Raw genomic sequence first — 24,394 nt, forward strand, 5'->3', positions numbered from 1 at the left:
GTGTCCCTCACCCCCGCCTTTCTCGACGAGCTTCGCGCGCGCACGCATCTGTCCGGCCTGATCGCTAAAACGGTGAAGCTGCAAAAGGCCGGGCGGGAATATCGCGCCTGCTGTCCTTTCCATAACGAGAAGACACCGAGCTTCTACGTCAACGACGACAAGGGCTTCTACCACTGCTTCGGCTGCTCGGCGCATGGCGATGCGATCCGCTGGATGACCGATCAGCGGGGGCTGCCGTTCATCGATGCGGTCAAGGAACTGGCGCAGGCGGCGGGCATGGAGATGCCCGAGCAGGATCGTCGTTCGGCCGAGCGCGCCCAGCAGGCCAAGGGGCTGCACGAGGCGATGGACGAAGCCGCGCGGTGGTTCGCTGAGCGGTTGCAGGGGATCGAGGGTGCCGAGGCGCGGGCGGCGCTCAAGAAGCGTGGCGTCAGCGAGGAAGTGGCGCGGGCGTTCGGCATGGGGTTCGCCCCGGATTCGCGGGGCAAGCTCAAGGACGCGCTCAAGGCGTTTGGCGATCCGATGCTGGTCGAGGCCGGATTGCTGATCGCGGTCGACAACAAGGAGCCGTACGACCGGTTCAGGGGCCGGCTGATGATCCCGATCCGTGACGTGCGCGGGCGGACGATCGCGTTCGGCGGGCGCATCATCGGCGAAGGCGAACCGAAATATCTCAACTCGCCCGAGACCCCGCTCTTCGACAAGGGGCGGACGCTCTACAATCTCGACCGGGCGCAGGCCGCGGCGCGTAAATCCGGGCGGATCATCGCCGTCGAAGGCTATATGGACGTGATCGCGCTGGCCCAGGCGGGGTTTGGCGAGGCGGTGGCGCCACTCGGCACGGCGCTGACCGAGCATCAGCTCGAGCGGCTGTGGCGGATGGTCGAGACCCCCCTGCTCTGCTTCGATGGTGACAATGCCGGGCAGAAGGCGGCACTTCGCGCCGCGCACCGGGCGATGCCGATGCTCCAGCCGGGGCGCAGCCTCGCCTTCGTCACCCTGCCCGAGGGGATGGACCCCGACGATCTCGTCCGCACGCAAGGCCCGGCGGCGTTCGAGGCGCTGCTCGCCAAGGCGCAACCGCTGGTCGACCGGTTATGGCAGAGCGAGATCGCCGCCGAGCCGCTCGATACGCCCGAACAGCGCGCCGGGCTGAAACGCCGGCTGGGCGAACTGGCCAATACCATCGCCGAACCCAATGTCCGTGCCGAATATCTCGCCGAGTTCCGCGAGCGCACCGATGCGCATTTCGGACGCGGCCCGCGCAGTTTCCAGCCCAGCGCCCAGCGCGGCCCTTCCTTCGCGCGGGGCAAGCGCGACAAGCGCGGCAACTGGATACCCCCGGAAGCTCCACCCTCCGCGACAGTACGCGGGGTGCAGGCGGGTGGACTCGATCCGATCCTCGCCCGCGCCGTGCTGTCCGGCCTGATCCGTCACCCCGCCGAGATCGCGCGGCACATGGAAGTGCTGGGCTCGCTGCGGAACGCCAGCGGCGCGCTCGGCAAGCTGTTCGAAGCGGTGATCGACGTCGCGCTGGAGGATCGGCAGCTTGATCAGGGCAAAGTCCTCACCATATTGGCGAAATCCGGTTTCGACTCAGTGGCGAGTGACCTGTTGCGCGCCGACACGCTGCCCTTCTCTTTCACACGGCCCAAAACCGTGGACGAAGCGAAGGCGCGCGAGGATCTGAACGAGGCCATCGCCGTGATGGTGGCGCAGCCCGCGGTAGACGCGGCGCTCGCCGAAGCCACGGCGGCGTTGATTGAAGACACTACGGACGAAGCTTTTGCGCGGCAGCAGGCGCTTTCGCGGCAACGTCAGGAACTGGAAGCCCGGCTTGCCAATCTGATGCTTGCGGACGACGAGAATTTGGACGAATAGGGCGGCCTAGTAAAATAGCCGCCATCTGATTTCGAGGATTTTGATGGCCAAGGCGAATATCGACGTCACTGACAGCGGCGAAGCCGGTGACGCGCCCCTGATCGACCTGAACGAAGGTACGCTCAAGAAGCTCGTCGCGCGCGCCAAGATGCGCGGCTACATCACCGTCGACCAGCTCAACGAGATGCTCCCGCAGGATCAGATGACCTCGGAGCAGATCGAGGACGTGATGTCCGCGCTCAACGACATGGGCATCAATGTCGTCGAGAATGAGGATGCCGGCGAAGACGGCGAAGGCGAAGAGGACAAGGCCGACGAGGCCGATGACACGCCGGAGAGCGACGATTCGGGCTTCGAGCCGGTCAAGAAGAAGGAAACCGTCGATCGGACCGACGATCCGGTGCGCATGTACCTGCGCGAGATGGGCGCGGTCGAGCTGCTCAGCCGCGAGGGCGAGATCGCCATCGCCAAGCGCATCGAGGCCGGCCGCGACACGATGATCCTCGGTCTGTGCGAAAGCCCGATCACCTTCAACGCCATCATCGGCTGGTCGAACGCGCTCAACGAAGGCACGATGCAGCTGCGCGAGATCCTCGACCTCGACGCCATGCTCTCCAAGGGGCCCTCGGCCGAGCAGGTCGAGAATGCCGAGGAGGACGATTCGGGCGAAATCTCCGAAAAGACCGCCGGCACCTCCTTCAAGGAGGAAGAGGAAGTCGAGGAGGTCCAGGAGGAAGAGGACGAGGATTCGATGACCGAGCGCCGCGCCCCGCGGATCTCGGACGACGAAGAGGAAGACAACACCCTCAGCCTCGCCCAGATGGAGGAGACGCTCAAGCCGCAGGCACTTGAGAAGTTCGCCAACATCACGTCGATCTACAAGAAATTCTCGAAGATGCAGGAGCAGCGCCTGACCGCGATGGCGGCGGGCGGCGAGCTCGCGGCCGGCGAGGAACGCAAATATCAGAAGCTGCGCGAGGACCTGACCGCCGAGGTCGAAAGCGTCCAGTTCCACAACGCCAAGATCGAATATCTGGTCGACCAGCTCTACAGCTTCAACCGGCGCCTGACCGCGCTGGGCGGGCAGATGCTGCGCCTCGCCGAGCGCCACAAGGTGCCGCGCAAGGATTTTCTCGACCGCTATGTCGATCACGAGATGGATGAGAGCTTCCTCGCCACCGTTCAGAAGCTCGACAAGAAATGGGCCGCCTTCGCCGAGAATGAGGGCGGCGCGGTCGATCGCATCCGCATCGAGATCAGCGAGATCAGTCAGGCGACCGGCATGGCGCTCGGCGAGTTCCGCCGTATCGTCAATATGGTCCAGAAAGGCGAGCGTGAGGCGCGGATCGCCAAGAAGGAGATGGTCGAGGCCAATCTCCGCCTCGTCATCTCGATCGCCAAGAAATACACCAATCGCGGCCTGCAGTTCCTGGACCTGATCCAGGAAGGCAATATCGGTCTGATGAAGGCGGTCGATAAGTTCGAATATCGCCGCGGCTACAAATTCTCGACCTACGCCACCTGGTGGATCCGCCAGGCGATCACCCGCTCGATCGCCGACCAGGCGCGCACGATCCGCATCCCGGTCCATATGATCGAGACGATCAACAAGCTGGTGCGCACCAGCCGCCAGTTCCTGCACGAGCAGGGCCGCGAGCCGACACCCGAGGAAATGGCCGAGCGCCTCTCCATGCCGCTCGAGAAGGTCCGCAAGGTGATGAAGATCGCCAAGGAGCCGATCTCGCTTGAAACACCGATCGGCGACGAGGAGGATTCGCACCTCGGCGACTTCATCGAGGACAAGAACGCCGTGATCCCGGTCGATGCCGCGATCCAGGCGAACCTCAAGGAGACGGTCACCCGCGTGCTGGCGTCACTGACCCCGCGCGAGGAACGCGTGCTGCGGATGCGCTTCGGCATCGGCATGAACACCGATCACACGCTGGAGGAAGTCGGCCAGCAGTTCTCGGTCACCCGCGAACGCATCCGCCAGATCGAGGCCAAGGCGCTGCGCAAGCTCAAGCACCCGAGCCGCAGCCGCAAGATGCGGTCTTTCCTCGACCAGTGAGTTGCCAAGGCCCCGCTTCGGCGGGGCCTTTTCTTATCGGGTGAGCCGCGCTTTTGCCCTCTCCATGGGAAGCCGCCCTTCCCTTGGCCATGCGACCTCTGCGGGGACCGCGCAACCTATTGCGCGTCGCGGCATCGCTTCTCGCGCACTCGCATCGAATCCCAACACGGCACACAGTGTTGCGGCAGGGTAAACACCCGCGAAACCACGTCTTTACGCGCTTCGGTATATCCCTGTGGGGCATCACCGCTGCGTCGGCCTCCTGCCGGCCCTGGTTGTTTTTGGGGGCGTATGCCGTTGGATTCCATGACTGTTGCGCGATTGGCCGGCGGCTGGAGCACCATGGGGGCGCTTTCCGCTTCCGATGGCAGCGCCAACCATCCCTATCTGCGCCGGCTCCAGGCCAATGTGGAGCCCGTCCGCGATCTCGCCGATGCCGCGCACTATATGTGCATCCTCCATGGCCGCCATCCGGGCGTGATCGATCATGCGATCGCGCATACCCGGCTCGACGTCGAGCGTAGCTGGCTTGAGGCGGCCAGCGCCGCCTTCGCCACCGAGCGCGCGTTCCTCGTACGGATCGTCGCCGCTGCCGGCCCGCTGCCGAGCACGCCGGGTCATGCCGAATCCGAGGCTACCGCCGCCGCCCAGCGCCACGCGCTGGAAATGCTCGCCCAATCCGATCGCGCGGGCTGTGCGACCGGCGCGGCGCTGGCGCTGGCGCTCGACTGGGTCGAGATCCGCAAGGTGCTCGATGCCGCCGCTGACCGGCTGAGCGTCACACCGCCCCCCACCACGCTGCCGATGCTCGAAGAGACGGTGACGGTCGTCGATGCACTGGTCCGCGAAAGCACGATCGAGCGGGCGATGCTGTTCGGTGCGCAGCAGCTGTTCGCGCAGCATCGCGGCCTGTGGGACCTGCTCGAGGCGCGCGCCTCGGCGCGCGGGAACAATTGACGCCAAGCGATTGACAAGCCGGCGCTCGTGACGATGCTCACCCTTTCGGAACGAAGGGGGACGATCGATGCGGGCGCTGCTCTTTTCCACGGTCCTGTCGATGATCGCGGCGCTGCCCGCCATGGCGCAGAACGAAAAGATTCGCTGCCGCGCGTCGACGACGCCGCAGGCGGGCAAAACGATGAGCGCCAGCTGGATGACCGAAATCACCGATGGCAGGGCCGAAGGTGATCCGCAGCGCGGCTTTTCGATTTCCTATGATGCGCTGAATTTTCAGGCGACCGCGCCGTTGGTGGCGAAGAGCGCACGGATGTCGAGCAGCTGGTCGGAAGGGCGTCCCACTACGGCTAGTTCGGCATCGGCGTCATCGGGCGGCGCATCGCTGTCTCTCGAACTCGGTGCGCCGGAAGGTGCGCGGATCACGCCGAGGATGACGCTGCGGTTCTGGCAGGGCAACGCCGTGCTTGCCGAGATCACCAAGACGGCGACGATCCGCGATCTCAGCAGCCGCGACAATCTGGCACCGGTCTCGCTTCGTATCAGTGTGCCCGATGCGGTCGCCACGGCGAGCGGCGCGGTGATGGTGGAGGTGCTTGCCAGCACCGATATGCGGCGGATCGCCACGGCGAATTTCGAGCTGAGCGGTTTCACCGCCACGCCGTGGCACCGGTCGCAGCGCGACATGGGTGTCAGGATCAACGCCGACACGCGCACGATCGCCTCGGTACCGTCCAGTTGCGAACGCGAATCGCTTGGCGCAAGGACGGCGTCGGGCACCACGCTCCGCACCGACAGCCCGATCGTCTGCAAGCAGACCGGCTATCTCGGCGGCGACAATTTCTCCAATACCGTGCGGTGGACGCCCAATCCGGGACGCGCGGCGACACGCACCCAGACCATCATTGCCGAGGCAGACGCGACAAGCCGGTCGGGCGACATGCTGTATCACGCCCAGCGCGGGCGGACGATCGATGGCTCGGGTCTGCGCGACTGGCTTAAAATGGCCTTTTACAGCGACAATCCCGAAGTCGATCCGAAGATTCGCTTCCTGATCGGCCGCCGCGAGGTGGCGACCGTCATCGCCGATCTGGGCCGCATCGAAACCACGGCGGAGCGCAAGGCGCGCGAGGGCTATACGGCGGGCATCGGATTCGTGCTCCGGGCGACGATCCCGGCGGCGGTGCTGAGCGCCAATCAGCCGTTCAGCGTCCAGGTTCGCAAGAAAAGCGGCGGTCAGCTCGCCTTCGCCGATTTCGCGGCGGTGGTCGATCCCGGCGAATGGGCACGCGCGAACGAGCCGGAGTCGCCCTATCTGGAGGATGGCCGCACGCCGAAGGCGCGGGTCACCCAATGCTCGTGACCCGCGCCATCTTGTACAATGGCGGCCGCTTCCCCTAACGAGGCGGCATGCGTTTCGAAGGCACCCAGAGCTATGTCGCGACCGATGACCTCAAGGTCGCGGTCAATGCAGCGGTCACGCTGCGCCGTCCCCTCCTCGTCAAGGGCGAGCCCGGCACCGGCAAGACCGTGCTCGCCTATGAGATCGCCAAGGCGGTCGGCGCGCCGCTGATCGAGTGGAACGTCAAATCGACGACCAAGGCGCAGCAGGGTCTCTACGAATATGACGCGGTGGCCCGCCTGCGCGACGGCCAGCTCGGCGATGAGCGCGTCCACGACATCGCCAACTATATCCGCAAGGGTAAGTTATGGGAGGCGTTCACCGCGCCGCAGCTGCCGGTGCTGCTGATCGACGAGATCGACAAGGCCGATATCGAATTCCCCAACGACCTACTCCAGGAACTCGATCGCATGGAATTCCATGTCTACGAGACCAGGGAGACGGTGAAGGCGGCCGAGCGCCCGATCGTGGTGATCACTTCGAACAACGAGAAGGAACTGCCCGACGCGTTCCTGCGCCGCTGCTTTTTCCACTATATCAAGTTCCCCGACCGCGAGACGATGCAGGCGATCGTCGATGTCCATTTCCCCGGCATCCAGAAGATGCTGGTAAGCAAGGCGATGGATATCTTCTACGACATCCGCGAAGTGCCGGGGCTCAAGAAGAAGCCCTCGACCAGCGAGTTGCTCGACTGGCTCAAGCTGCTGCTGCACGAGGAGATGCCGCTCGACGTGCTGCAAAACCGCGATCCGACCAAGGCGATCCCGCCGCTGCATGGCGCCTTGCTCAAGAACGAGCAGGATGTGATGCTGTTCGAACGGCTGGCGTTCATGGCGCGGCGGCAACAGGGCAAATGACGACGCATGCGGCAGGGTCCGCGTGGCGATTCAAGGCGAGGCGCCGCGCGCGCACCTGCTGGTGCCGCGATTGCCAACACCGGGGGCGAGCAACGGCATGACCGATCCCGCCCTTCCCCACACCGCTCCGATCGGCTGACGGCATGGCGGGGGGACGCAAGCCGTGGATCATCGCGATCTCCGCTGCGGGCGCGCTGGGAATTTGCGGCGCGGTGGCGCTGCTTCCGGGCGATTTTCAGTCACGGTTGAGCCTGGCGACGCGGCTCACCGCGCGCTGGTCGGCATGCTGGTTCCTGCTGGCCTTCACCGCACGCCCCCTGTTCCAGATGCTGGGTCAAAGCTGGGCGCCGGTGCTGCGCCAGCGGCGCTACATCGGGCTCAGTTTCGCCTTCGCGCATAGCGTCCACGGCGTAGCCCTGACCTGGCTGATCCTGAGCGGCGGCGCGAGCCGCGGGCCTTTGGTGTGGATCGGCGGCGGGATCGCCTATGCGCTGATGTGGGCAATGGCCGCGACCTCGAACGACGCGGCGATGCGCGCGCTGGGCAGGAATTGGCGACGACTGCATCTGACCGGGATGTGGTGGCTGTGGATCGTCTTCACCAACAGCTATTTCGGACGCATATTCCGGCCCGAAGCACACATATTGGGCGCGGTGATGACCGCCCTGTTCGTCTCCGCCGCGTTGATCCGGATTCCCGTGGTGCGGCGCGCGCTGACGGTACGGAGAAAGCCTGGAGCGGCGTGATCCGCGGTGCGACCCGCTTCGCGCAAGTTCGCGCCAGGCTCGAGGACTTCGCGCCGCGGCCGGGCTGGCATTCGTGGCTCTACGAGTTTCTGCTGTTCGGCTTCAAACAAGGCTGGGCCTGCCTGTTCGGCGCGCTGATGCTCGGGCTGCTGATGGCCACCCATCTATTCTACCCGGCCAACGCTCCCCTCGCCCGCTATGACCTGCTCGTCATCGGCGCGGTGGCGATCCAGGCGGGAATGCTGGCGTTCCGTCTCGAAAGCTGGGGCGAGGCCAGGATCATCCTCGCCTTTCATCTCGTCGGCACCGCGATGGAACTGTTCAAGACCGCGCAGGGATCGTGGCTCTATCCCGAGCCGAGCCTGCTCAGGATCGGCGGCGTGCCGCTGTTCACCGGCTTCATGTATGGCGCGGTCGGCAGCTATATCGCGCGGGTATGGCGGATCTTCGCGTTCCGCTTCCCCGGCTATCCGCCGCGCTGGGCGACCTGGGCGCTGGCCGCCGCGATCTACGTCAATTTCTTCGCGCATCATTGGTTGCCCGATATCCGCCTGGTGCTGTTCGCTGCGACGGCCGCCTTGTTCTGGCGGACGCGCGTGTGCTTCACCGTGTGGCGCGCTGAGCGCTGGATGCCATTGCTGCTCGGCTGGCTGCTGGTCGCCTTGTTCATCTGGTTCGCCGAAAATCTCGGGACCTTCTCGCGTGCCTGGATCTATCCGAACCAGGCCGAAGGCTGGAAGATGGTCTCCCTCGCCAAACTCAGCGCCTGGTATCTGCTGATGATCATCTCGTTCGTGCTGGTCGAGCTTGTGCACGGCCGCCGCGAAGTGGAATAGGCACATATGTTCTTCTCCTTCCTCGACGAGTTGCGCGCCGCCGGCATCCCCGCCAGCCTGAAGGAGCATCTGATCCTGCTGGAAGCGCTCGATCGCGACGTGATCGATCGCACGCCCGAGGCTTTCTACTATCTCGCCCGCGCCACCTTCGTGAAGGACGAGGGGCTGCTCGACCGCTTCGACCAGGTCTTCGCTAAGGTCTTCAAGGGTATCACCACCAATTATGGTGTCGCTCCGGCGGAGGTACCCGAGGACTGGCTGCGCGCGGTCGCCGAGAAGTTCCTGACCCCCGAGGAGATGGAGGCGATCAAGTCACTCGGTTCGTGGGACGAGATCATGGAGACTCTCAAGAAGCGGCTGGAGGAGCAGCAGGGCCGGCACCAGGGCGGCAACAAATGGGTCGGAACCGGCGGCACCTCCCCCTATGGCAATAGCGGCTACAATCCCGAGGGCGTGCGGATCGGCGGCGAGAGCAGGCACAAGCGCGCACTGAAGGTGTGGGACCAGCGCGAATTCAAGAATCTCGACAGCACCAAGGAGCTGGGCACCCGCAACATCAAGGTGGCGCTGCGCCGCCTCCGCCGCTTCGCCCGCGAAGGCGCGCAGGACGAGCTCGATATCGACGGCACAATCGAGGGCACCGCCAAACAAGGCTGGCTCGACATCCGCATGCGCGCCGAGCGGCACAATGCGGTGAAATTGCTGCTGTTCCTCGATGTCGGCGGATCGATGGATCCGTTCGTGAAGCTTTGCGAGGAGCTGTTCTCGGCCGCCACCTCAGAGTTCAAGAACCTCGAATTCTTCTACTTCCACAATTGTCCCTATGAGGGGGTGTGGAAGGATAATCGCCGACGCTTCACCGAACGCACGCCGATGTGGGATATCCTCCACAAATACGGCCATGATTATAAGCTGATCTTCGTCGGAGACGCGTCGATGAGCGCCTACGAGATCACCCATCCCGGCGGCTCGGTCGAGCATTTCAACGAGGAAGCCGGCGCGGTGTGGATGCAGCGGCTGACCAATACCTATCCCGCCGCGGTGTGGCTCAACGTGCTGCCCGAGGCGCAATGGGGCTATACCCAGTCGGTCAGGATCATCCGCGAGCTGATGACCGACCGCATGTATCCGTTGACGCTGTCCGGGCTCGACGACGCGATGCGCGAGCTTAGTCGGAAGCGTTAGCCGCAGCCTCGAAATCTCCGGCGACCTGCTTGACGAGGATCGCGGTGGCCGCGCCGCGGTTCGATCGCGGGGGCTCGGTATGCGTCACTGCTCCGCGGCGGCGCGGCGCGAGATCGCGTTCTTCTTCTGGCTCGCGGTGGCGGTGCCCTCGCCGGCATAGAGCTCCTTGATGAAACTGCTGTCCAGCCGGGTGAGCGATGGCGGCGGCGTCCCGCCATCCCTGTCGAACAGCGACAGGATCGTGTCGGCCATGCCCGGTTCACGTGGCGGGCGCGCACCGGCGAGCGTGCGCATCGCGGCATAGTCGGCGATCTGGACAAGCGATTTGCCGACCGCTGCCTCGTCATCGATGACCACGATCGAGGACAGGGTTACCTGCTGCGTCGGCAGTATGATCCGCGATGCGGTATGGATTTCCAGCGTCGGCGGATCGTCGCCCTCCCCCTGCATCAAGGATTCGCCGACGTCGTTGCGAACCTCAACGGTGTTCCACGCATGCACCGGTCCCTCGCGCTTGGCGCGGCGCAGCTCGCCCGGGCGCAGATAGGCGAACATCTTCGGAAAGCGCTTGCGCAGCGCCTTGGTGAAGACATCGGCGTCGGCCGCTACGATGATGACGATGTTGGGGTTGCAGCGCTCCGGCGCGACCTTGGCTCCGGCTTCGCTGGCGATATCGCGGATTCGGCCCGCGACGGTGGCGTTGCTTTCAAGTGAAAGCCCGATCACCATCGGGCAGACCGGCTCGGCAAAGCGCGCGAGCTGACCGTCGACAGTCGAGACGATCTGGCGGAGCTGGCGCAGCGCCTGTTGCCGGGGCGTACCCTTCTTGCCGGTGACGACGATGGGGCGATCCTCGACCACCTGCGCGCGCGCCGGCATCGCGGCGAGCACCGAAAACGTCGCCGCCAGCATCAGGGCATTGCGCACATCAGACCTCCGGCGTTCGAAATGGCGCCAGCTTAGCGCCAGCCAAGCGGCGCGCTAGTCCTTCGCGCCCGAGCGCTCGAGCGAATTGTCTCGGATCAGCTTGCTGATCGCGTTGCGCTGCGAGACGCTGCGACCGGTCGGGCGCACCTTGTAGACGCCTTCGAGATAGGACCGGTCGATCAAGGTGAGGCCCGGGGGTGCGATCGCGCCGGGATCGAACAGGGTCAGGATGGTGTCGGCGGCGACGCTGCCGTTCACGGGCGGGCGCGCACCGGCGAGCGTGCGCATCGCGATATACTCCGCGATCTGGTTGATCGACTTGTCGATCAGCGCGTCATCATCGAGCACGATGACCGACTGGACCACCGCCTGCTGCACCGACGCGTTGATCATCGACACGCTCTTGACCAGCATCGTCGGCGCATCGCCAAGGCCGCCGTCGATCGTTCCGGTACGCGCGGTCTGGCCGTCCTCGTTCTGCACCTGGATGGTGTTCCACACATGCACCGGGCCATCGCGCAGCGCCCGGCGCAGCTCCTGGGTGGGCAGGCCGGCGAACATGCCGGGCAATTGTTTGCGCAGTTGCTTGACCAGCTTATCGGCATCGGCGGCGATGATCACGACCAGATTGGGTTCGCATTTGCCGTTACGGGGCACTTCAGCGCCGGCTTCCGCCGCGACCGCCTGGATGCGCTTGACGATCATCGCGCCATATTCATCGGGAAGGCCGATCACGATCGGGCAGATCGGATCGTGGAAGCGGGCGAGCTGACCGTCGAAAGTGGTGACGACGCTGGTGACGAACTGGCGCGCGGCTTTGGCGGGGATTTCGCGCTGGCCGGTCACGGTGATGCCCTGATCGTCATGCGCGGGAGGCGTGGTCTGGGCGTAGGCGATATTGCCGACGCTCGCCATCAGGCCCAGGACGATGCCAAGGAAAATCTTACGCGCCACGATCGGTATCTCCGGCAGGATTAAGTGTGCCATTTACCTAGCACACTGCGACATTGCCACAAGATGAACGCGAGCTAAACGTCTATAGTCGTTCGACGGCGCGATGGAGCTTGCGAAGGACCGCGCCGTCATGCGCCTGGCTGGTCGCGGCTTCCGATGCCAGCGCCATCAGGCGAACCGCGCCGAAGCTGGCCGCGAGGCCCTTGAGCCGCAGCGCGGCGGCGCTCCACGCGCCCGGACCGTCGGCTGCCTTCATCCCCTCCAGGCAGCGTCGAACGCCATCAAGAAACGCCTCGCGCAGTTCGGCGATCAGCTGGGGCTCGTCGCCCACCGCCGCCGCCAAGGTCGCATCGATTGCACCGGGATCATACGCCATGGGCCGAAGCTATCAGCGCGGTCCTTAACGGTCCGTTTCCTTACGCTGTTGGAACAGCGCAATAATGTGGTAAATGCGCCACATGATTGGGGCAAATCCAGCCGAGCCATTGCTCGCCGCAGACGGGGCCGATGAGCCGTTCGTGCTTTCGGAGGCGATTGTGCCTGTCGAAACCGAAGCGGCGGCCACAGACGTGGCGGAAGATTTCGCGCCGCACCGTAGCTGGAGCTGGGTGCTCCCCGCCCTCGCCATCCTCGCCGCGCTGGGATCGTTCGCCGGGCTGGGATGGATGGTGCTGCCGAGCGTGCAGGCGGGCATGGCTCCCGTGGCGCTGGTGCAGCTGATCGCGGCGCTATGCGTACCGCCGCTGCTCATCGGATTGCTCTATATGTTGGCGATGCGCACCAGCCGCGCCGAGGCGCGCCGCTTTGGCGCCACCGCGCGCAGCATGCGCCAGGAGGCGGCCGCGCTCGACCGGACGATCGCGGCGCTTTCGCACAAGATCGCCGCCAACCGTGCCGCGCTGGCGGAGCAGACCGATATATTGATCGCCATGGGGGACCGCGCCGCCGAGCAGATCGCGGAGGTCGCGGGAACCGTTGCGCATCAATCGTCCGCGATCGATGGCAGCAGCCGGACGCTGACGCTGGCGGCGGGAGAGACCGAGCGGCGGATCGCGGTGGTGCTGGCATCGCTGCCCAAGGCGCATGAGGAAATGCGCGGGCTTACGGAACGGGTCGATGCTGCGGGTCTGCTCGCCAGCGAACGCGCCGCCGCGCTGGACACGCAGCTATCGGCGCTGTCCGAGCGCGGGCGCGAAGCCGATCAGATCGCCGGCGGCGCCGCCGACCGGCTCGCCGCGCACATCGCGCGGATGGAAGCGACCAGCGAGACCGCCAGCGCCCGGCTCGAAGCGGTCACCGGGCAGATGTCCGCCGAAGTCGATGGCGTGCTCGATCGCGCCGCCGCCGCCGTCGATGAAGCCCGCAAGGGCATCGCCGCGCAGGGCGAGGCGATCCTGGCGATGCTGGAGGCCAATCAGGCCGCGCTCGACCGCGCCAGCAAGGACACAACCGAGGCGCTCAGCGAGCGCATGGCGACGATCGAGGACGCGATCGGCCGGGTCGGCGCCAGGCTTGGCGAGGAACAGGGCCGCGGCGACGCGCTGTTCGCGGGGCTTTCGAGCGGCGTCGATCGTCTCGACCGCGAGTTGCAGGTGCTGCACGCCGCCGGCATGGACCGCACGCAAGGACTGGCCGCGTCGGTCAGCGCGCTGCACGGCTCGGTCGATGCGATGACCGAGGCGATGAATATCGGCGACGCCACCGCGCACCGCGTGATCGTCACCGCCGAGGAATTGCTCACCGCGCTCGACGCTTCGGCGCGCGAGATCGACGAGACCCTGCCCGAGGCGCTGACCCGCCTCGATGCGCGGATCCTGGCGAGCCGGCAGGTCGTCGCCGGTGCCAAGCCCGAATTGCTGGCTTTGGTCACCGCCGCCGAGAGCACCCATGACGCGATCGAGGCGATCGCCGATGTCGTCAGCCAGCAGCGCGATACGCTGGCCAAGACCCAGGCATCGCTGCTCGAGACTCTGGAGACCGGCGGCGACCGCGCCCAGGCGCTGGAACAGATCGTCGACGAGACGATCACCACCACCAAACGCTTTGCCGAGGATGCCGCGCCGCAACTGGTCGATGCCTTGCTGCGCGTTCGCGAAACCGCGACCGCCGCCGCCGATCATGCCCGTGAAGCGATTGCCGGAATCGTCCCGGGCGCCACTGCGGCGCTGGAGGAAGCCAGCACCGCGGCACTGCGCCGCGCTATGGACGAGACCGTGCGCCGTCAGCTGACCGAACTTGGGGCGACCACCGAAGCCGCCGTCAACGCCGCGACCCGCGCGTCCGAGCGTCTGACCCAGCAGATGCTCCAGCTCGCCGAAAGCACCGGCCAGATCGAGGCCCGGATCGAAGCCGGCCGCGCCGCGCGCGAGGAAGCCGATGGTGACAATTTCGCCCGCCGCGTCTCGCTGCTGATCGAGGCGCTCAATTCCAATTCGATCGACATCACCAAGGCGTTCGCCGCCGACGTCACCGACAGCGCGTGGTCGGCATATCTGAAGGGCGACCGCGGGGTCTTCACCCGCCGCGCCGTCCGCGTTCTCGACAGCGGCGACGCACGCGAGATCCACAAGCTCTATGACGAGGACGAGGATTTCCGCGACAACGTCAACCGCTACATCCACGATTTCGAAGCGATGCTCCGCCAGATCCTGGCGCTGCGCGACGGTTCGCCGTTGGGTGTGACGTTGCTGTCGTCGGATATGGGCAAGCTGTACGTGGCCTTGGCGCAGGCGATCGAGCGACTGCGGAGTTAGTTAGCTTCACGCTACTCCCGTCACCCCGGACTTGTTCCGGGGTCTACCAAGCCGAACCGTTGGAGCTAGAGCTTCTTGCTCCGCGCTTGTCTCCCGGTGGACCCCGGAACAAGTCCGGGGTGACCATCGGGGTTGATCGCCGTCTAGGTCAATGCGCCCAGTCGAGCATGTCCGCCGTCACCCAACCGAACATGTAGTTCAGCCAGAAAATCGCGAACAGCACGGTCGCTACGATGGTGGTGCGCAGCATCACGCGCTTGGCGTTGAACTCGTGCGGGGCGCTCTGCGCCTGCCCCGGCACCAGATCGACTCCGGCTTCCTCGCTGGTCTTCACGCCGAAGGGCAGCACCAAGAACACCGAAAAGGCCCAGAACAGCATGTAGATCGCCAGCGCGGATTGCCACTTCATCGGATCATGCCTCGACGATCAGCACATCGACCACCGGCTTCTTGCCGGTATATTTGACCGCGACGCGGCGCACCGACAGGCGCAGCGCTTCGCGGAGCTTCTCCAGATCGCGGCTGCTTTCCTTGCGCACGGTCTGCGCGGCGGCATCGCAGGCGTCTGCGATGAAATTGTCGCGGTCTTCCTCGACCGGTACGCCCTGAAGACGTATCTGCGGCTCACCGAGCAGCTTGCCGCTGCGGAGCGCCACCGCCACGGAAATCTGGCCGTAGAGGGCGACCCGGCGCCGCTCGTTGATCGTGGTGCCATCGGCGGGAAGGATGACGTCACCGTCGAGGACGAGGCGGCCGACCTGCGCATGGCCGACCTGCCTAGGCTTGCCCGGCGCCAACTTCCAGATATCGCCATTCACCTGCGTGATCGCCTGGGGCACCCCTTCGGACAGCGCGAAGCGCGCCTGTTCGTGCATGTGGCGGACTTCGCCATGCACCGGCAGCACGATCTCGGGCCGGATCCATTTGTACATCTCGGCCAGCTCGGGGCGGCCGGGATGGCCGGATACGTGCACAAAGGCCTGACGGTCGGTGATGATCTCCACGCCCTTGCCCGCCAGCGTGTTCATGATCCGGCCAATGGCGATCTCGTTGCCGGGGATCTGGCGCGAGGAGAAGACGACGGTGTCGCCCTTATGGACCTTGAGGACATGCGTGTCCTCAGCAATACGGTTGAGCGCCGCGCGGGGCTCGCCCTGCCCGCCCGTGGCGATGATCATCACCTGGTTGGCCGGCAGCGACATCGCGGTCTCGAAATCGACCGTGTCAGGGAAATCGCGCAGATAGCCGGTCGCCTTGGCGACGCGGATGATACGGTCGAGCGAGCGGCCGGCGACGCACAATTGCCGCCCGCAATCCTGCGCGACTTCGCCCAGCGTCTGCAGGCGCGCCGCGTTCGAGGCGAAGGTGGTGACCAGCACGCGGCCCTTGATGCCGGCGACGACCTCGTCGAGCCCCTTGCGGACATCGCCTTCCGAGCCTGAAGCCTCGGGATTGAAGACGTTGGTGGAATCGCAGACCAGCGCCAGCACGCCCTTGTCGCCGATCGCGGTCAGCTCGGCGGCGGTCGAGGCACCGCCGAGCGACGGGGTCTCGTCGAGCTTCCAGTCGCCGGTGTGGAAGATATTGCCGTACGGGGTCTCGATCAGCACCGCATTGCCCTCGGGGATCGAGTGGGCCAGCGGCGTATAGGTGATGCGGAAGGGGCCGATCTGGAACGGGCCCTCTTCCTTGACGACGTTCAGCTCGATCCGGTCGGCATTGCCTTCCTCTTCGAGCTTGCCGTGGATCAGCCCGGCGGTGAATGGCGTCGCATAGAGCGGCACGCCGAGTTCGCCCGCCAGATAGGGCAGCGCGCCGATATGATCTTCATGGCCGTGGGTCAGGACGATCCCAATCAGCTCGTCGAGACGCTCCTCGATGAACTGGAGATCGGGCAGGATCACATCGACACCAGGATATTGCGCGTCGCCAAAGGTGATGCCGCAATCGACCATCAGCCATTTGCCGTCGCAACCATAGAGATTGACGTTCATACCGATCTCGCCCGACCCGCCGAGCGCGACGAAGAGCAGTTCCTTGCCGGGTGTCATTCAACCATCCATTGTCACCCCGGACTTGTTCCGGGGTCCACTCAGCCGCACCGGCTGACCTTCATTGTCTGAACGTTTCCTTTGCCCCCCGGTGGACCCCGGCACAAGGCCGGGGTGACAGGAAGGTTGGGATCAGGCCCGGCTCCGTTCCCACAGCATCGACAATCCCTGAATGGTCAGATCAGGTTCGATCGCGTCGAACACCGCGGTATGTTTCTCGAAGAGCACGGCGAGGCCCCCGGTGGCAATGACCTTGAGCGGGCGCCCGACCTCGGCCTTCATCCGCGCGACCAGCCCCTCGATCATCGCGATATAGCCCCAATAGATGCCGATATGCATCTGATCGACGGTGTTGCGCCCGATCACCGAGAGATTGCCCTTGGGCGCCTCGATGGCGATGCGCGGCAGCTTGGCGGCGGCGGTGACGAGAGCATCGAGCGACAGGTTGATGCCGGGGGCGATGATCCCGCCCTTATAGGCTCCCGTATAATCGACCACGTCGAACGTGGCGGCGGTGCCGAAATCGATGACGATCAGATCGCCCGGATGGCGGTCATGCGCGGCGATGGCGTTGAGCGCGCGGTCGGCGCCGAGATTCTGCGGCTCCTCGACATCAAGCTGGAAGCCCCAGCCATGCTCGCCCTGCCCGGCAATGATCGCATCGGTCTTGAAATATTTGCTGCTGAGCACCTGGAGGTTATGGAGCGCGCGCGGAACGACGGTGCCGATGATGACGCCGGTGACGCTGGCCATTTCATAGCCTTCGAGGCCGAGCAGTTGGCTGAGCCACACCGCATATTCGTCTGCGGTGCGGCGCGGATCGGTGGCGATGCGCCAGCGCGCGCGAATCTCGCCGGACTCCACCAGCGCGAAGACGATATTGGTGTTGCCGGCGTCGATCGCGAGCAGCATTGCTGGAAGCCCTTTCAGAGCAGAAACACGTCGCCCGCGTGAATGGCACGATGCGACCCATCGGCCAAGCGCAGGCTGAGCGCGCCGTCGCTGGTCAGACCGTCGAACAGGCCGTCTACGCTGGTGCCGTCGGCAAGGCGGGCGGTGAGCGCGGTGCCGATGGGGTGCGCCCGTGCGAGCCAGCGTTCGCGGATGGGCGCGATGCCGTCCCGCCAGCGCGACAGCCAGCGGGCAAAGATTTCGGCGAGCGTTTCGGCGAAGACCTCTGGATCTGGCGCCGGCGCGTGCGCGGCGATGCCGGTGGCGGGGCGATCGGTGTCGGTGGGATGGTGCGCGAGGTTTACGCCGAAGCCGAGGATCACCGCATCATCGACGCGCTCGAGCAGGATGCCGCTGAGCTTGGCGCCATTCACCAACAGGTCGTTCGGCCATTTCAGCATTGGCTGCACGCCGAACAGCGCCACCGTTTCCTCCAGCGCTACCGCCGCGACCAGCGCCAGCGTGGCGGGCGACGGCTCGCCATGGCGGACGCGTACCAGCGTGGAGATATAGAGGTTACCCTCTGGCGAGGCCCACGCCCTGCCCTGCCGGCCCTTGCCCTGGGTCTGCCGCTCGGCGCGCAGCCACAGACCTTCGCTGGCGCCGGAGCGGGCGAGCGCGGCCATATCGGCATTGGTCGAGCCCGTCTCCGCGACGGTACGAATCGTCGCGGTCAGAACAAAGCCTTGGCGGCCGATGCCGTGAATACCTCAAGATAGCCGAGCAGCGGCCAGCCGAGCGGCGAGACCACCGCGGCGGCCAGCACCAGTAATACGCCTTCGACCGGATCGGTCTTGCCCGCAAAGGCGTCAGCCGGCTCGTCGAAATACATCACCTTGACGATCTTGAGATAATAGAAGGCGCCGATCGTCGAAGCCGCGGCTGCCACCGCCGCGAACACGTACAGGCCCGCATGCACCGCAGCCAGGAACACCTGCAGCTTCGAGAAGAAGCCGAGCAGCGGCGGAACGCCGGCTAGGCTGAACATGAAGATCGCCATCGCCAGGGCAAGGCGCGGGCGCGTACGTGACATGCCGGCCAGGCTGGAGATCGTCTCGATCGGCTGACCATCGGGGCCGCGCATCTGCAGCACGACCAAGAAGCTGCCGAGCGTCATGACGACGTAGATCGCCATGTAGTACAGCACGCTCATCACGCCCGCCTCGTTACCGGCGGCGAGACCGACCAGCGCGAAACCGACATTGGCGATCGACGAGTATGCAAGCAGGCGCTTTATGTTGGTCTGCGTGATTGCAGCGACCGAACCGAAAATGATCGAGGCCAGCGCCGCGAAGATCACGATCTGGCGCCAATCGGCAATCGCCGGGCCCATAGCTTCGATCGCGACGCGGGTGGCCAGCGCCATCGCCGCGACCTTGGGAGCCGAGGCGAAGAACGCAGTGACCGGGGTCGGTGCGCCTTCGTAAACGTCCGGGGTCCACATGTGGAACGGCACGGCGCTGATCTTGAAAGCAAGACCAGCGAAGACAAAGACGAGGCCGAAGAGCAGCCCGGTCGAACGGCCTTGCGCATAGGCATCGGCGATCCCGGCGAACAGCGTTGTTCCCGAGAAGCCATAAACCAAGCTGATGCCGTAGAGCAGGATGCCCGAGGCGAGCGCACCGAGGACGAAATACTTCAGGCCCGCCTCGGCCGAGCGCGTGTCGCGGCGCATGAAGCTGGCGAGCACGTACGAGGCGAGGCTCATCAGTTCGAGGCCGACATAGAGGCTCATCAGGTCGCCCGCCGAGACCATCATGCCCATGCCAGCCGCCGAAAGCAGGATCAGCACAGGATATTCGGGACGGAGATCGTCGCCGGATGTGGTCTGGAAGAAGCGTGGTGCGATCAGGATCGAGACCGCGGCAGCAGCGAAGATCAGCGCCTTGGCGAAGGCCGCGAACATATCGGGGCGGTAAAGGCCACCGAACGCCTCACCGCCTGCCGATGCGGGGCCTGCCAGCGCGACGCCGGCACCGATCAACACCGCAATGCTCGCCCAGCTCACCAGCTTCGTCGAGTTCTGCCCGCCCCAGGCGGCGACCAGCATCAGCGCGATCGCGCCGAGGCTGAGCACCAGCTCGGGAAGCACCATCATCAATTGCGTTGCGTAGCTCATCAGTGCGCCCCCCCGTGCGCAGGGGCAGGCGTGGCGTGTTCTCCGGCGGGGGCAGCGTGGTGCTCGCCAGCGGGTGCCGGCTTGCCGGCGGTGGGACGCGAGTCACCCAAGGGGGCAGCGCGGCTCATCCGCTCGACGAGGCGTTCGACATCGGGACGCATCGGCTTGAGGAAGCTCTCCGGATAGACGCCCATCCACAGCACCGCCGCGGCGATCGGCGCCAGCAGGCCGATCTCGCGCAGGCTGAGATCGGGCATGGCGCGGACATCGTCCTTGGTCAGGTCGCCGAACACGACGCGGCGATAGAGGTACAGCATGTACGCGGCGCCCAGGATGATGCCGGTGGTGCCGATCAGCGCGGTCCAGGTCGAAACCTTGTAGACGCCCATCAGACCCAGGAATTCGCCGACGAAGTTGCTGGTGCCGGGCAGGCCGACCGAGGCCATGGTGAACAGCATGAACAGCAGCGCATAGCGCGGCATGTTGATCGCCAGGCCGCCATAGCGGTCGATCTCGCGGGTGTGCAGGCGATCATAGATCACGCCGACGCACAGGAAGAGTGCGCCCGAGACGAGGCCATGGCCGAGCATGACCATCATCGCGCCCTCGATGCCCTGATTGTTGAAGGCGAACAGCCCCATCGTCACGATCGCCATGTGCGCGACCGAGGAATAGGCGATCAGCTTCTTCATGTCCGACTGCACCAAAGCGACCAGCGAGGTATAGACCACCGCGACGCACGACAGCACGAACACCAGGTTCATGAATTGGGCCGAGGCTTCGGGGAACATCGGCAGGCTGAAGCGAAGGAAGCCATAGCCGCCCAGCTTGAGCAGCACGCCGGCCAGGATCACCGAACCGGCGGTGGGCGCCTGCACGTGCGCGTCGGGAAGCCAGGTGTGGACCGGCCACATCGGCATCTTGACCGCGAACGAGGCGAAGAAGGCCAGCCATAACCAGGTCTGCCAAGCGACAGGGAAGTCATGCGCCATCAGCGCGGGGATCGAGGCCGTGCCGCTGTTGAGGATCATCGCGATCATCGCGATCAGCATCAGCAGCGAGCCGAGCAGCGTGTAGAGGAAGAATTTGTACGACGCGTAGATGCGGTTGGCGCCGCCCCAGATGCCGATGATCAGGAACATCGGGATCAGGCCGCCTTCGAAGAAGACGTAGAACAGCAGCAGATCCTGCGCCGCGAAGGTGCCGATCATCAGGATCAGCGTGGCGAGCATCGCCGCCATATATTCGGGCACGCGCTTCTCGATCGCCACCCAGCTGGCCCCGATGCAGATCGGCATCAGGAAGACCGAGAGCATGATCAGCATCAGCGCGAAGCCGTCGATGCCCAATGCCCAGGCGAAATCGACGCCGCCGACGCCGAACAGGCGGACATGCTCGACAAACTGCCACTGCGCGGCGCCCGCGCTCTGGTCGAAGCTCGTCCACAGCCAAATGCCGAGCGCGAGATCGATCAAGGTCGCGATCAGCGCGGTCCAACGCGCACCGTTGGCGCTCAGGAACAGGCAGGCGACGGCGGCGACCGCGGGGATCGCCAGCATGACGGAGAGGATCGGGAAACCGGTCATCGCGCGATCACCCAGGTGAGGGCCGCGGTCAGCCCGATCAGCATGATGAACGCATAGGTGTAGAGATATCCCGATTGCAGCCTGGCCGTGCCCTTGCCGCCGAACTGGATCAGCCTGGCGATGCCATTGGGCCCGAAGCGATCGATGGTACCCTCGTCGCCCGCCTTCCACAGCAGCCGGCCGATCGCGAATGCGGGGCGGACGAACAGGAAGTTATAGAGCTCGTCGAAATACCATTTGTTGAGCAGGAACCTGTAGAGGACGTTGAACTGCTCGGCGAACCTGGCCGGGAATTCGGGCGCCTTCACATAGGCCAGCCAGCCGATCAGCAGCCCGCTGAGCATCGCCACCGTAGCCGACAGCTTCACCCACACCGGCACCTCGTGCATCGAGTGCATCAGATGCTCGTTGAAGGCGATCGCGCCCTTCCAGAAATGCTCGCCCGATTCCGGCTCGATGAAGATGCCGTGGAAGACGAAGCCGGCGAAGACCGCGCCGAGCGTCAGCAGCACCAGCGGCACCAGCATCGGCCACGGACTTTCATGCGGATGATAGCCGCCGGTGCCGGTCTTCGGCGCGTGATCATGGGCATGCGGGGCATGCCCGGCATCCTCTTCCGAGGGATGATCGTCGTGATGCCCCCCATGATCGTGGGCGTCGTGCAGCGCGTGCTGGATATGCTCGGACTGCACCCAGCGCGGCTGGCCGTAGAAGGTCAGGAACACCAAGCGCCACGAATAGAAGCTGGTCAGCAGCGCCACGAACACGCCGACCCAGAAGGCGCTGGTCGTGCCCGAAGCATAGGCCGCTTCGATGATCGCGTCCTTCGAATGGAAGCCGGCGAAACCGAACGCGACCGGATTGCCGAATAGCGCGGGAATGCCAACGCCGGTGATCGCCAGCGTGCCGAGCAGCATCGTCCAGAAGGTCACCGGGATGTGTTTCCGCAGGCCGCCATAATAGCGCATGTCCTGCTCATGGTGCATCGCGTGGATCACCGAGCCGGCGCCGAGGAACAGCAGCGCCTTGAAGAACGCATGCGTGAAGAGGTGGAACATCGCCGCGCCATAGGCGCCGACGCCCGCCGCGAAGAACATGTAGCCGAGCTGCGAGCAGGTCGAATAGGCGATGACGCGCTTGATGTCGGTCTGGGTCGTGCCGACCGTGGCGGCGAACAGGCAGGTCGCGGCGCCGACAAAGGTCACAACACCCATCGCCACCGCGCTCTGATCGAACAGGGGCGACATGCGACAGACCATGAACACGCCGGCGGTGACCATCGTCGCGGCGTGGATCAGCGCCGACACCGGGGTCGGGCCCTCCATCGCGTCGGGCAACCAGGTGTGGAGGCCGAGCTGCGCGGACTTGCCGCAGGCGCCGACGAACAGCAGCAGACAAAGCACCGTCACCGTATCGGCGCGGAACCACAGGAAGCCGATCGTCGAGCCGTGCAGGTTCGGGGCCTGCGCCAGGATCGTCGGGATATCGACGGTGCCGAACACCAGATAGATGCCGAAAATGCCGAGCATGAAGCCGAGATCGCCAACACGGTTGACCACGAACGCCTTGATCGCGGCGGCATTGGCGCTGGGCTTGCGGAACCAGAAGCCGATCAGCAGGTAGGAAGCGAGGCCGACGCCTTCCCAGCCGAAGAACATCTGGACGAGGTTGTTGGCGGTCACCAGCATCAGCATCGCGAAGGTGAACAGCGACAAATAGGCGAAGAAGCGCGGCTGATCCGGGTCTTCTGCCATGTACGACCAGCTATAGAGATGGACGAGCGCCGACACGCTGGTCACCACCACCAGCATGACCGCGGTCAACGCATCGACGCGCAGCGCCCAATCGACGCTGAGCGTGCCGCTGGTCATCCAGTGCAGCACCGGAACAATGGCGGGCTCGGCCGCCCCGCTCATATAGCTGAGGAAGATCGGCCAGCTGAGGCCACAGGCGACGAACAGCGAGCCCGTCGTCACGATCTTCGGGAAAGCGGCGCCGAACGACTTGTTCGACAGGCCGCCGATAATCGCCGCCAGCAGCGGCAGGAATACGATGAAGAGAATAGAGTTCATGCCCACACCCCTATCGTCACCCCGGCGAAAGCCGGGGCCCAGGGTAACGGGGTGCAGCGCTCTTGACTCTGGGTCCCGGCTTTCGCCGGGATGACGGAAAGAAGCACGTTCATCCCTTCATCCGATTGACGTCGTCGACCGAGATCGTGCCGCGGCCGCGGAAATAGATGACGAGAATGGCGAGCCCGATCGCGGCCTCACCAGCGGCGACGGTCAGCACGAACATCGCGAAGACCTGGCCGACGAGATCGCCCAGCGCCGCCGAGAAGGCGACGAGGTTGAGGTTCACCGCCAGCAGGATCAGTTCGATCGCCATCAGGATGACGATCAAATTCTTGCGGTTCATGAAGATGCCGAGCACGCCGAGCGTGAACAGGATCGCGCTGACGACAAGATAGTGGGTGACGCCGATCACAGCTCGACCCCCTGCCCGACCGGCTGGTTCACGTTGCGGGTTGCGTCCTTGGCGCGGCGGTTGATCTGGCGGTTGATGTTCTGCGGACGGACGTCGCTGCGCTGGCGATACGTCAGCACGATCGCGCCGATCATCGCCACCAGCAGCACCAGCCCCGCGCCTTCGAACACGAACAGATAGCGGGTGTAGAGCAGCTGGCCGATCGCTTCGATATTGGGCACGTCCTCATCGACCGGAGCGATGCGGCGCCCGAGCGACAGCGCGCCCGCGCTCCAGGCCCACACGGCGACTCCGATCTCCACCGCGAGCGCGACCGCCAGCGCCAGCCCAATCGCGGCATAGCGCATCACGCCCGCGCGCAGCTCGGCGAAATCGATGTTGAGCATCATCACGACGAACAGGAACAGCACCGCGACCGCGCCGACATAGACGATGACCAGCAGCATCGCGATGAACTCGGCCCCGGCGAGCACCATCAGTCCCGCCGCGTTGAAAAAGGCGAGGATCAGCCAGAGCACCGAATGCACCGGATTGCGCGACAGGATCGTGAACACCGCAGAGGTGATCACGACGGCTGCGAACAGGTAGAAGGCGAGGATTTGGATCACGGAATCGTGCAGCCCCTGAAAGTTGCGGT

The 24,394-nt window shown here is 65.2% G+C and carries 21 protein-coding genes; 9 read left to right on the forward strand and 12 right to left on the reverse strand.

The window, feature by feature from the left end; translation table 11 throughout:
- The 8 genes from dnaG to KF730_RS08810 all read left to right on the forward strand — a co-directional run bounded on the left by dnaG (position 1) and on the right by KF730_RS08810 (position 9,929).
- A complete protein-coding gene (gene dnaG / locus KF730_RS08775; protein ID WP_294093940.1) occupies positions 1 to 1,881 on the forward strand; it encodes a DNA primase in 1,881 nt (626 codons plus the stop codon).
- 43 nt (positions 1,882 to 1,924) lie between these two features.
- Entirely contained in the window at positions 1,925 to 3,949 is a 2,025-nt protein-coding gene (gene rpoD, locus KF730_RS08780; RefSeq protein WP_294093942.1) for an RNA polymerase sigma factor RpoD, read from the forward strand.
- Positions 3,950 to 4,291: 342 nt separating this feature from the next.
- The gene (locus KF730_RS08785; RefSeq protein ID WP_294093944.1) at positions 4,292 to 4,906 is read left to right on the forward strand and encodes a hypothetical protein; all 615 of its coding nucleotides are present in this window, start codon (positions 4,292 to 4,294) and stop codon (positions 4,904 to 4,906) included.
- Between the two features lie 67 nt (positions 4,907 to 4,973).
- Entirely contained in the window at positions 4,974 to 6,266 is a 1,293-nt protein-coding gene (locus tag KF730_RS08790) for a hypothetical protein (protein ID WP_294093946.1), read from the forward strand.
- Positions 6,267 to 6,313: 47 nt separating this feature from the next.
- Entirely contained in the window at positions 6,314 to 7,162 is an 849-nt protein-coding gene (locus tag KF730_RS08795; protein WP_294093948.1) for a MoxR family ATPase, read from the forward strand.
- Between the two features lie 143 nt (positions 7,163 to 7,305).
- Positions 7,306 to 7,908, forward strand: coding sequence for a hypothetical protein (locus KF730_RS08800; RefSeq protein ID WP_294093950.1), 603 nt, complete (start codon positions 7,306 to 7,308; stop codon positions 7,906 to 7,908).
- Complete coding sequence (locus KF730_RS08805) at positions 7,905 to 8,744, forward strand: DUF817 domain-containing protein (protein ID WP_294093952.1); 840 nt, start codon at positions 7,905 to 7,907, stop codon at positions 8,742 to 8,744. The genes KF730_RS08800 and KF730_RS08805 overlap by 4 nt, the downstream gene beginning before the upstream one ends.
- Before the next feature lie 6 nt (positions 8,745 to 8,750).
- Entirely contained in the window at positions 8,751 to 9,929 is a 1,179-nt protein-coding gene (locus KF730_RS08810) for a VWA domain-containing protein (protein WP_294093955.1), read from the forward strand.
- 84 nt (positions 9,930 to 10,013) lie between these two features.
- On the opposite strand, the gene KF730_RS08815 is transcribed toward KF730_RS08810, so the two are convergent.
- From KF730_RS08815 to KF730_RS08825, 3 genes are all read right to left on the reverse strand, one after another.
- Positions 10,014 to 10,856, reverse strand: a complete 843-nt coding sequence (locus tag KF730_RS08815) for a hypothetical protein (protein ID WP_294093957.1) — start codon at positions 10,854 to 10,856, stop codon at positions 10,014 to 10,016.
- Positions 10,857 to 10,910: 54 nt separating this feature from the next.
- Positions 10,911 to 11,810, reverse strand: a complete 900-nt coding sequence (locus tag KF730_RS08820) for a hypothetical protein (protein ID WP_294093959.1) — start codon at positions 11,808 to 11,810, stop codon at positions 10,911 to 10,913.
- 82 nt (positions 11,811 to 11,892) lie between these two features.
- Positions 11,893 to 12,186, reverse strand: a complete 294-nt coding sequence (locus KF730_RS08825) for an Hpt domain-containing protein (protein WP_294093961.1) — start codon at positions 12,184 to 12,186, stop codon at positions 11,893 to 11,895.
- Between the two features lie 73 nt (positions 12,187 to 12,259).
- Between KF730_RS08825 and KF730_RS08830 the strand changes: the two genes are divergently transcribed.
- Positions 12,260 to 14,563 (forward strand): hypothetical protein, encoded by a 2,304-nt coding sequence (locus tag KF730_RS08830; RefSeq protein WP_294093963.1) that lies wholly within the window; start codon positions 12,260 to 12,262, stop codon positions 14,561 to 14,563.
- Positions 14,564 to 14,711: 148 nt separating this feature from the next.
- Here KF730_RS08830 and KF730_RS08835 read toward each other — a convergent pair whose 3' ends face one another.
- The 9 genes from KF730_RS08835 to KF730_RS08875 all read right to left on the reverse strand — a co-directional run bounded on the left by KF730_RS08835 (position 14,712) and on the right by KF730_RS08875 (position 24,365).
- Complete coding sequence (locus tag KF730_RS08835) at positions 14,712 to 14,972, reverse strand: DUF1467 family protein (protein ID WP_294093965.1); 261 nt, start codon at positions 14,970 to 14,972, stop codon at positions 14,712 to 14,714.
- 4 nt (positions 14,973 to 14,976) lie between these two features.
- On the reverse strand, positions 14,977 to 16,614 hold the full coding sequence (locus KF730_RS08840; RefSeq protein ID WP_294093967.1) for a ribonuclease J: 1,638 nt from the start codon (positions 16,612 to 16,614) through the stop codon (positions 14,977 to 14,979).
- 132 nt (positions 16,615 to 16,746) lie between these two features.
- Entirely contained in the window at positions 16,747 to 17,526 is a 780-nt protein-coding gene (locus tag KF730_RS08845; RefSeq protein WP_294093968.1) for a type III pantothenate kinase, read from the reverse strand.
- A 14-nt stretch (positions 17,527 to 17,540) separates the two neighbouring features.
- Complete coding sequence (locus KF730_RS08850) at positions 17,541 to 18,230, reverse strand: biotin--[acetyl-CoA-carboxylase] ligase (protein WP_294095817.1); 690 nt, start codon at positions 18,228 to 18,230, stop codon at positions 17,541 to 17,543.
- 8 nt (positions 18,231 to 18,238) lie between these two features.
- Entirely contained in the window at positions 18,239 to 19,684 is a 1,446-nt protein-coding gene (nuoN, locus tag KF730_RS08855; RefSeq protein ID WP_294093970.1) for an NADH-quinone oxidoreductase subunit NuoN, read from the reverse strand.
- Positions 19,684 to 21,270, reverse strand: a complete 1,587-nt coding sequence (locus KF730_RS08860) for an NADH-quinone oxidoreductase subunit M (protein WP_294093972.1) — start codon at positions 21,268 to 21,270, stop codon at positions 19,684 to 19,686. Before KF730_RS08860 ends, nuoN begins: the two co-directional genes overlap by 1 nt.
- A complete protein-coding gene (gene nuoL, locus KF730_RS08865) occupies positions 21,267 to 23,342 on the reverse strand; it encodes an NADH-quinone oxidoreductase subunit L (RefSeq protein ID WP_294093974.1) in 2,076 nt (691 codons plus the stop codon). Before nuoL ends, KF730_RS08860 begins: the two co-directional genes overlap by 4 nt.
- Before the next feature lie 109 nt (positions 23,343 to 23,451).
- The gene (nuoK, locus tag KF730_RS08870) at positions 23,452 to 23,757 is read right to left on the reverse strand and encodes an NADH-quinone oxidoreductase subunit NuoK (RefSeq protein ID WP_184083463.1); all 306 of its coding nucleotides are present in this window, start codon (positions 23,755 to 23,757) and stop codon (positions 23,452 to 23,454) included.
- Positions 23,754 to 24,365: an NADH-quinone oxidoreductase subunit J gene (locus KF730_RS08875; RefSeq protein ID WP_294093977.1), complete on the reverse strand. Its 612-nt coding sequence runs from the start codon at positions 24,363 to 24,365 to the stop codon at positions 23,754 to 23,756. Before KF730_RS08875 ends, nuoK begins: the two co-directional genes overlap by 4 nt.
- Between the last annotated feature and the right edge of the window lie 29 nt (positions 24,366 to 24,394).

The organism is Sphingomonas sp. (assembly GCF_019635515.1).
GTDB lineage: Bacteria > Pseudomonadota > Alphaproteobacteria > Sphingomonadales > Sphingomonadaceae > Sphingomonas.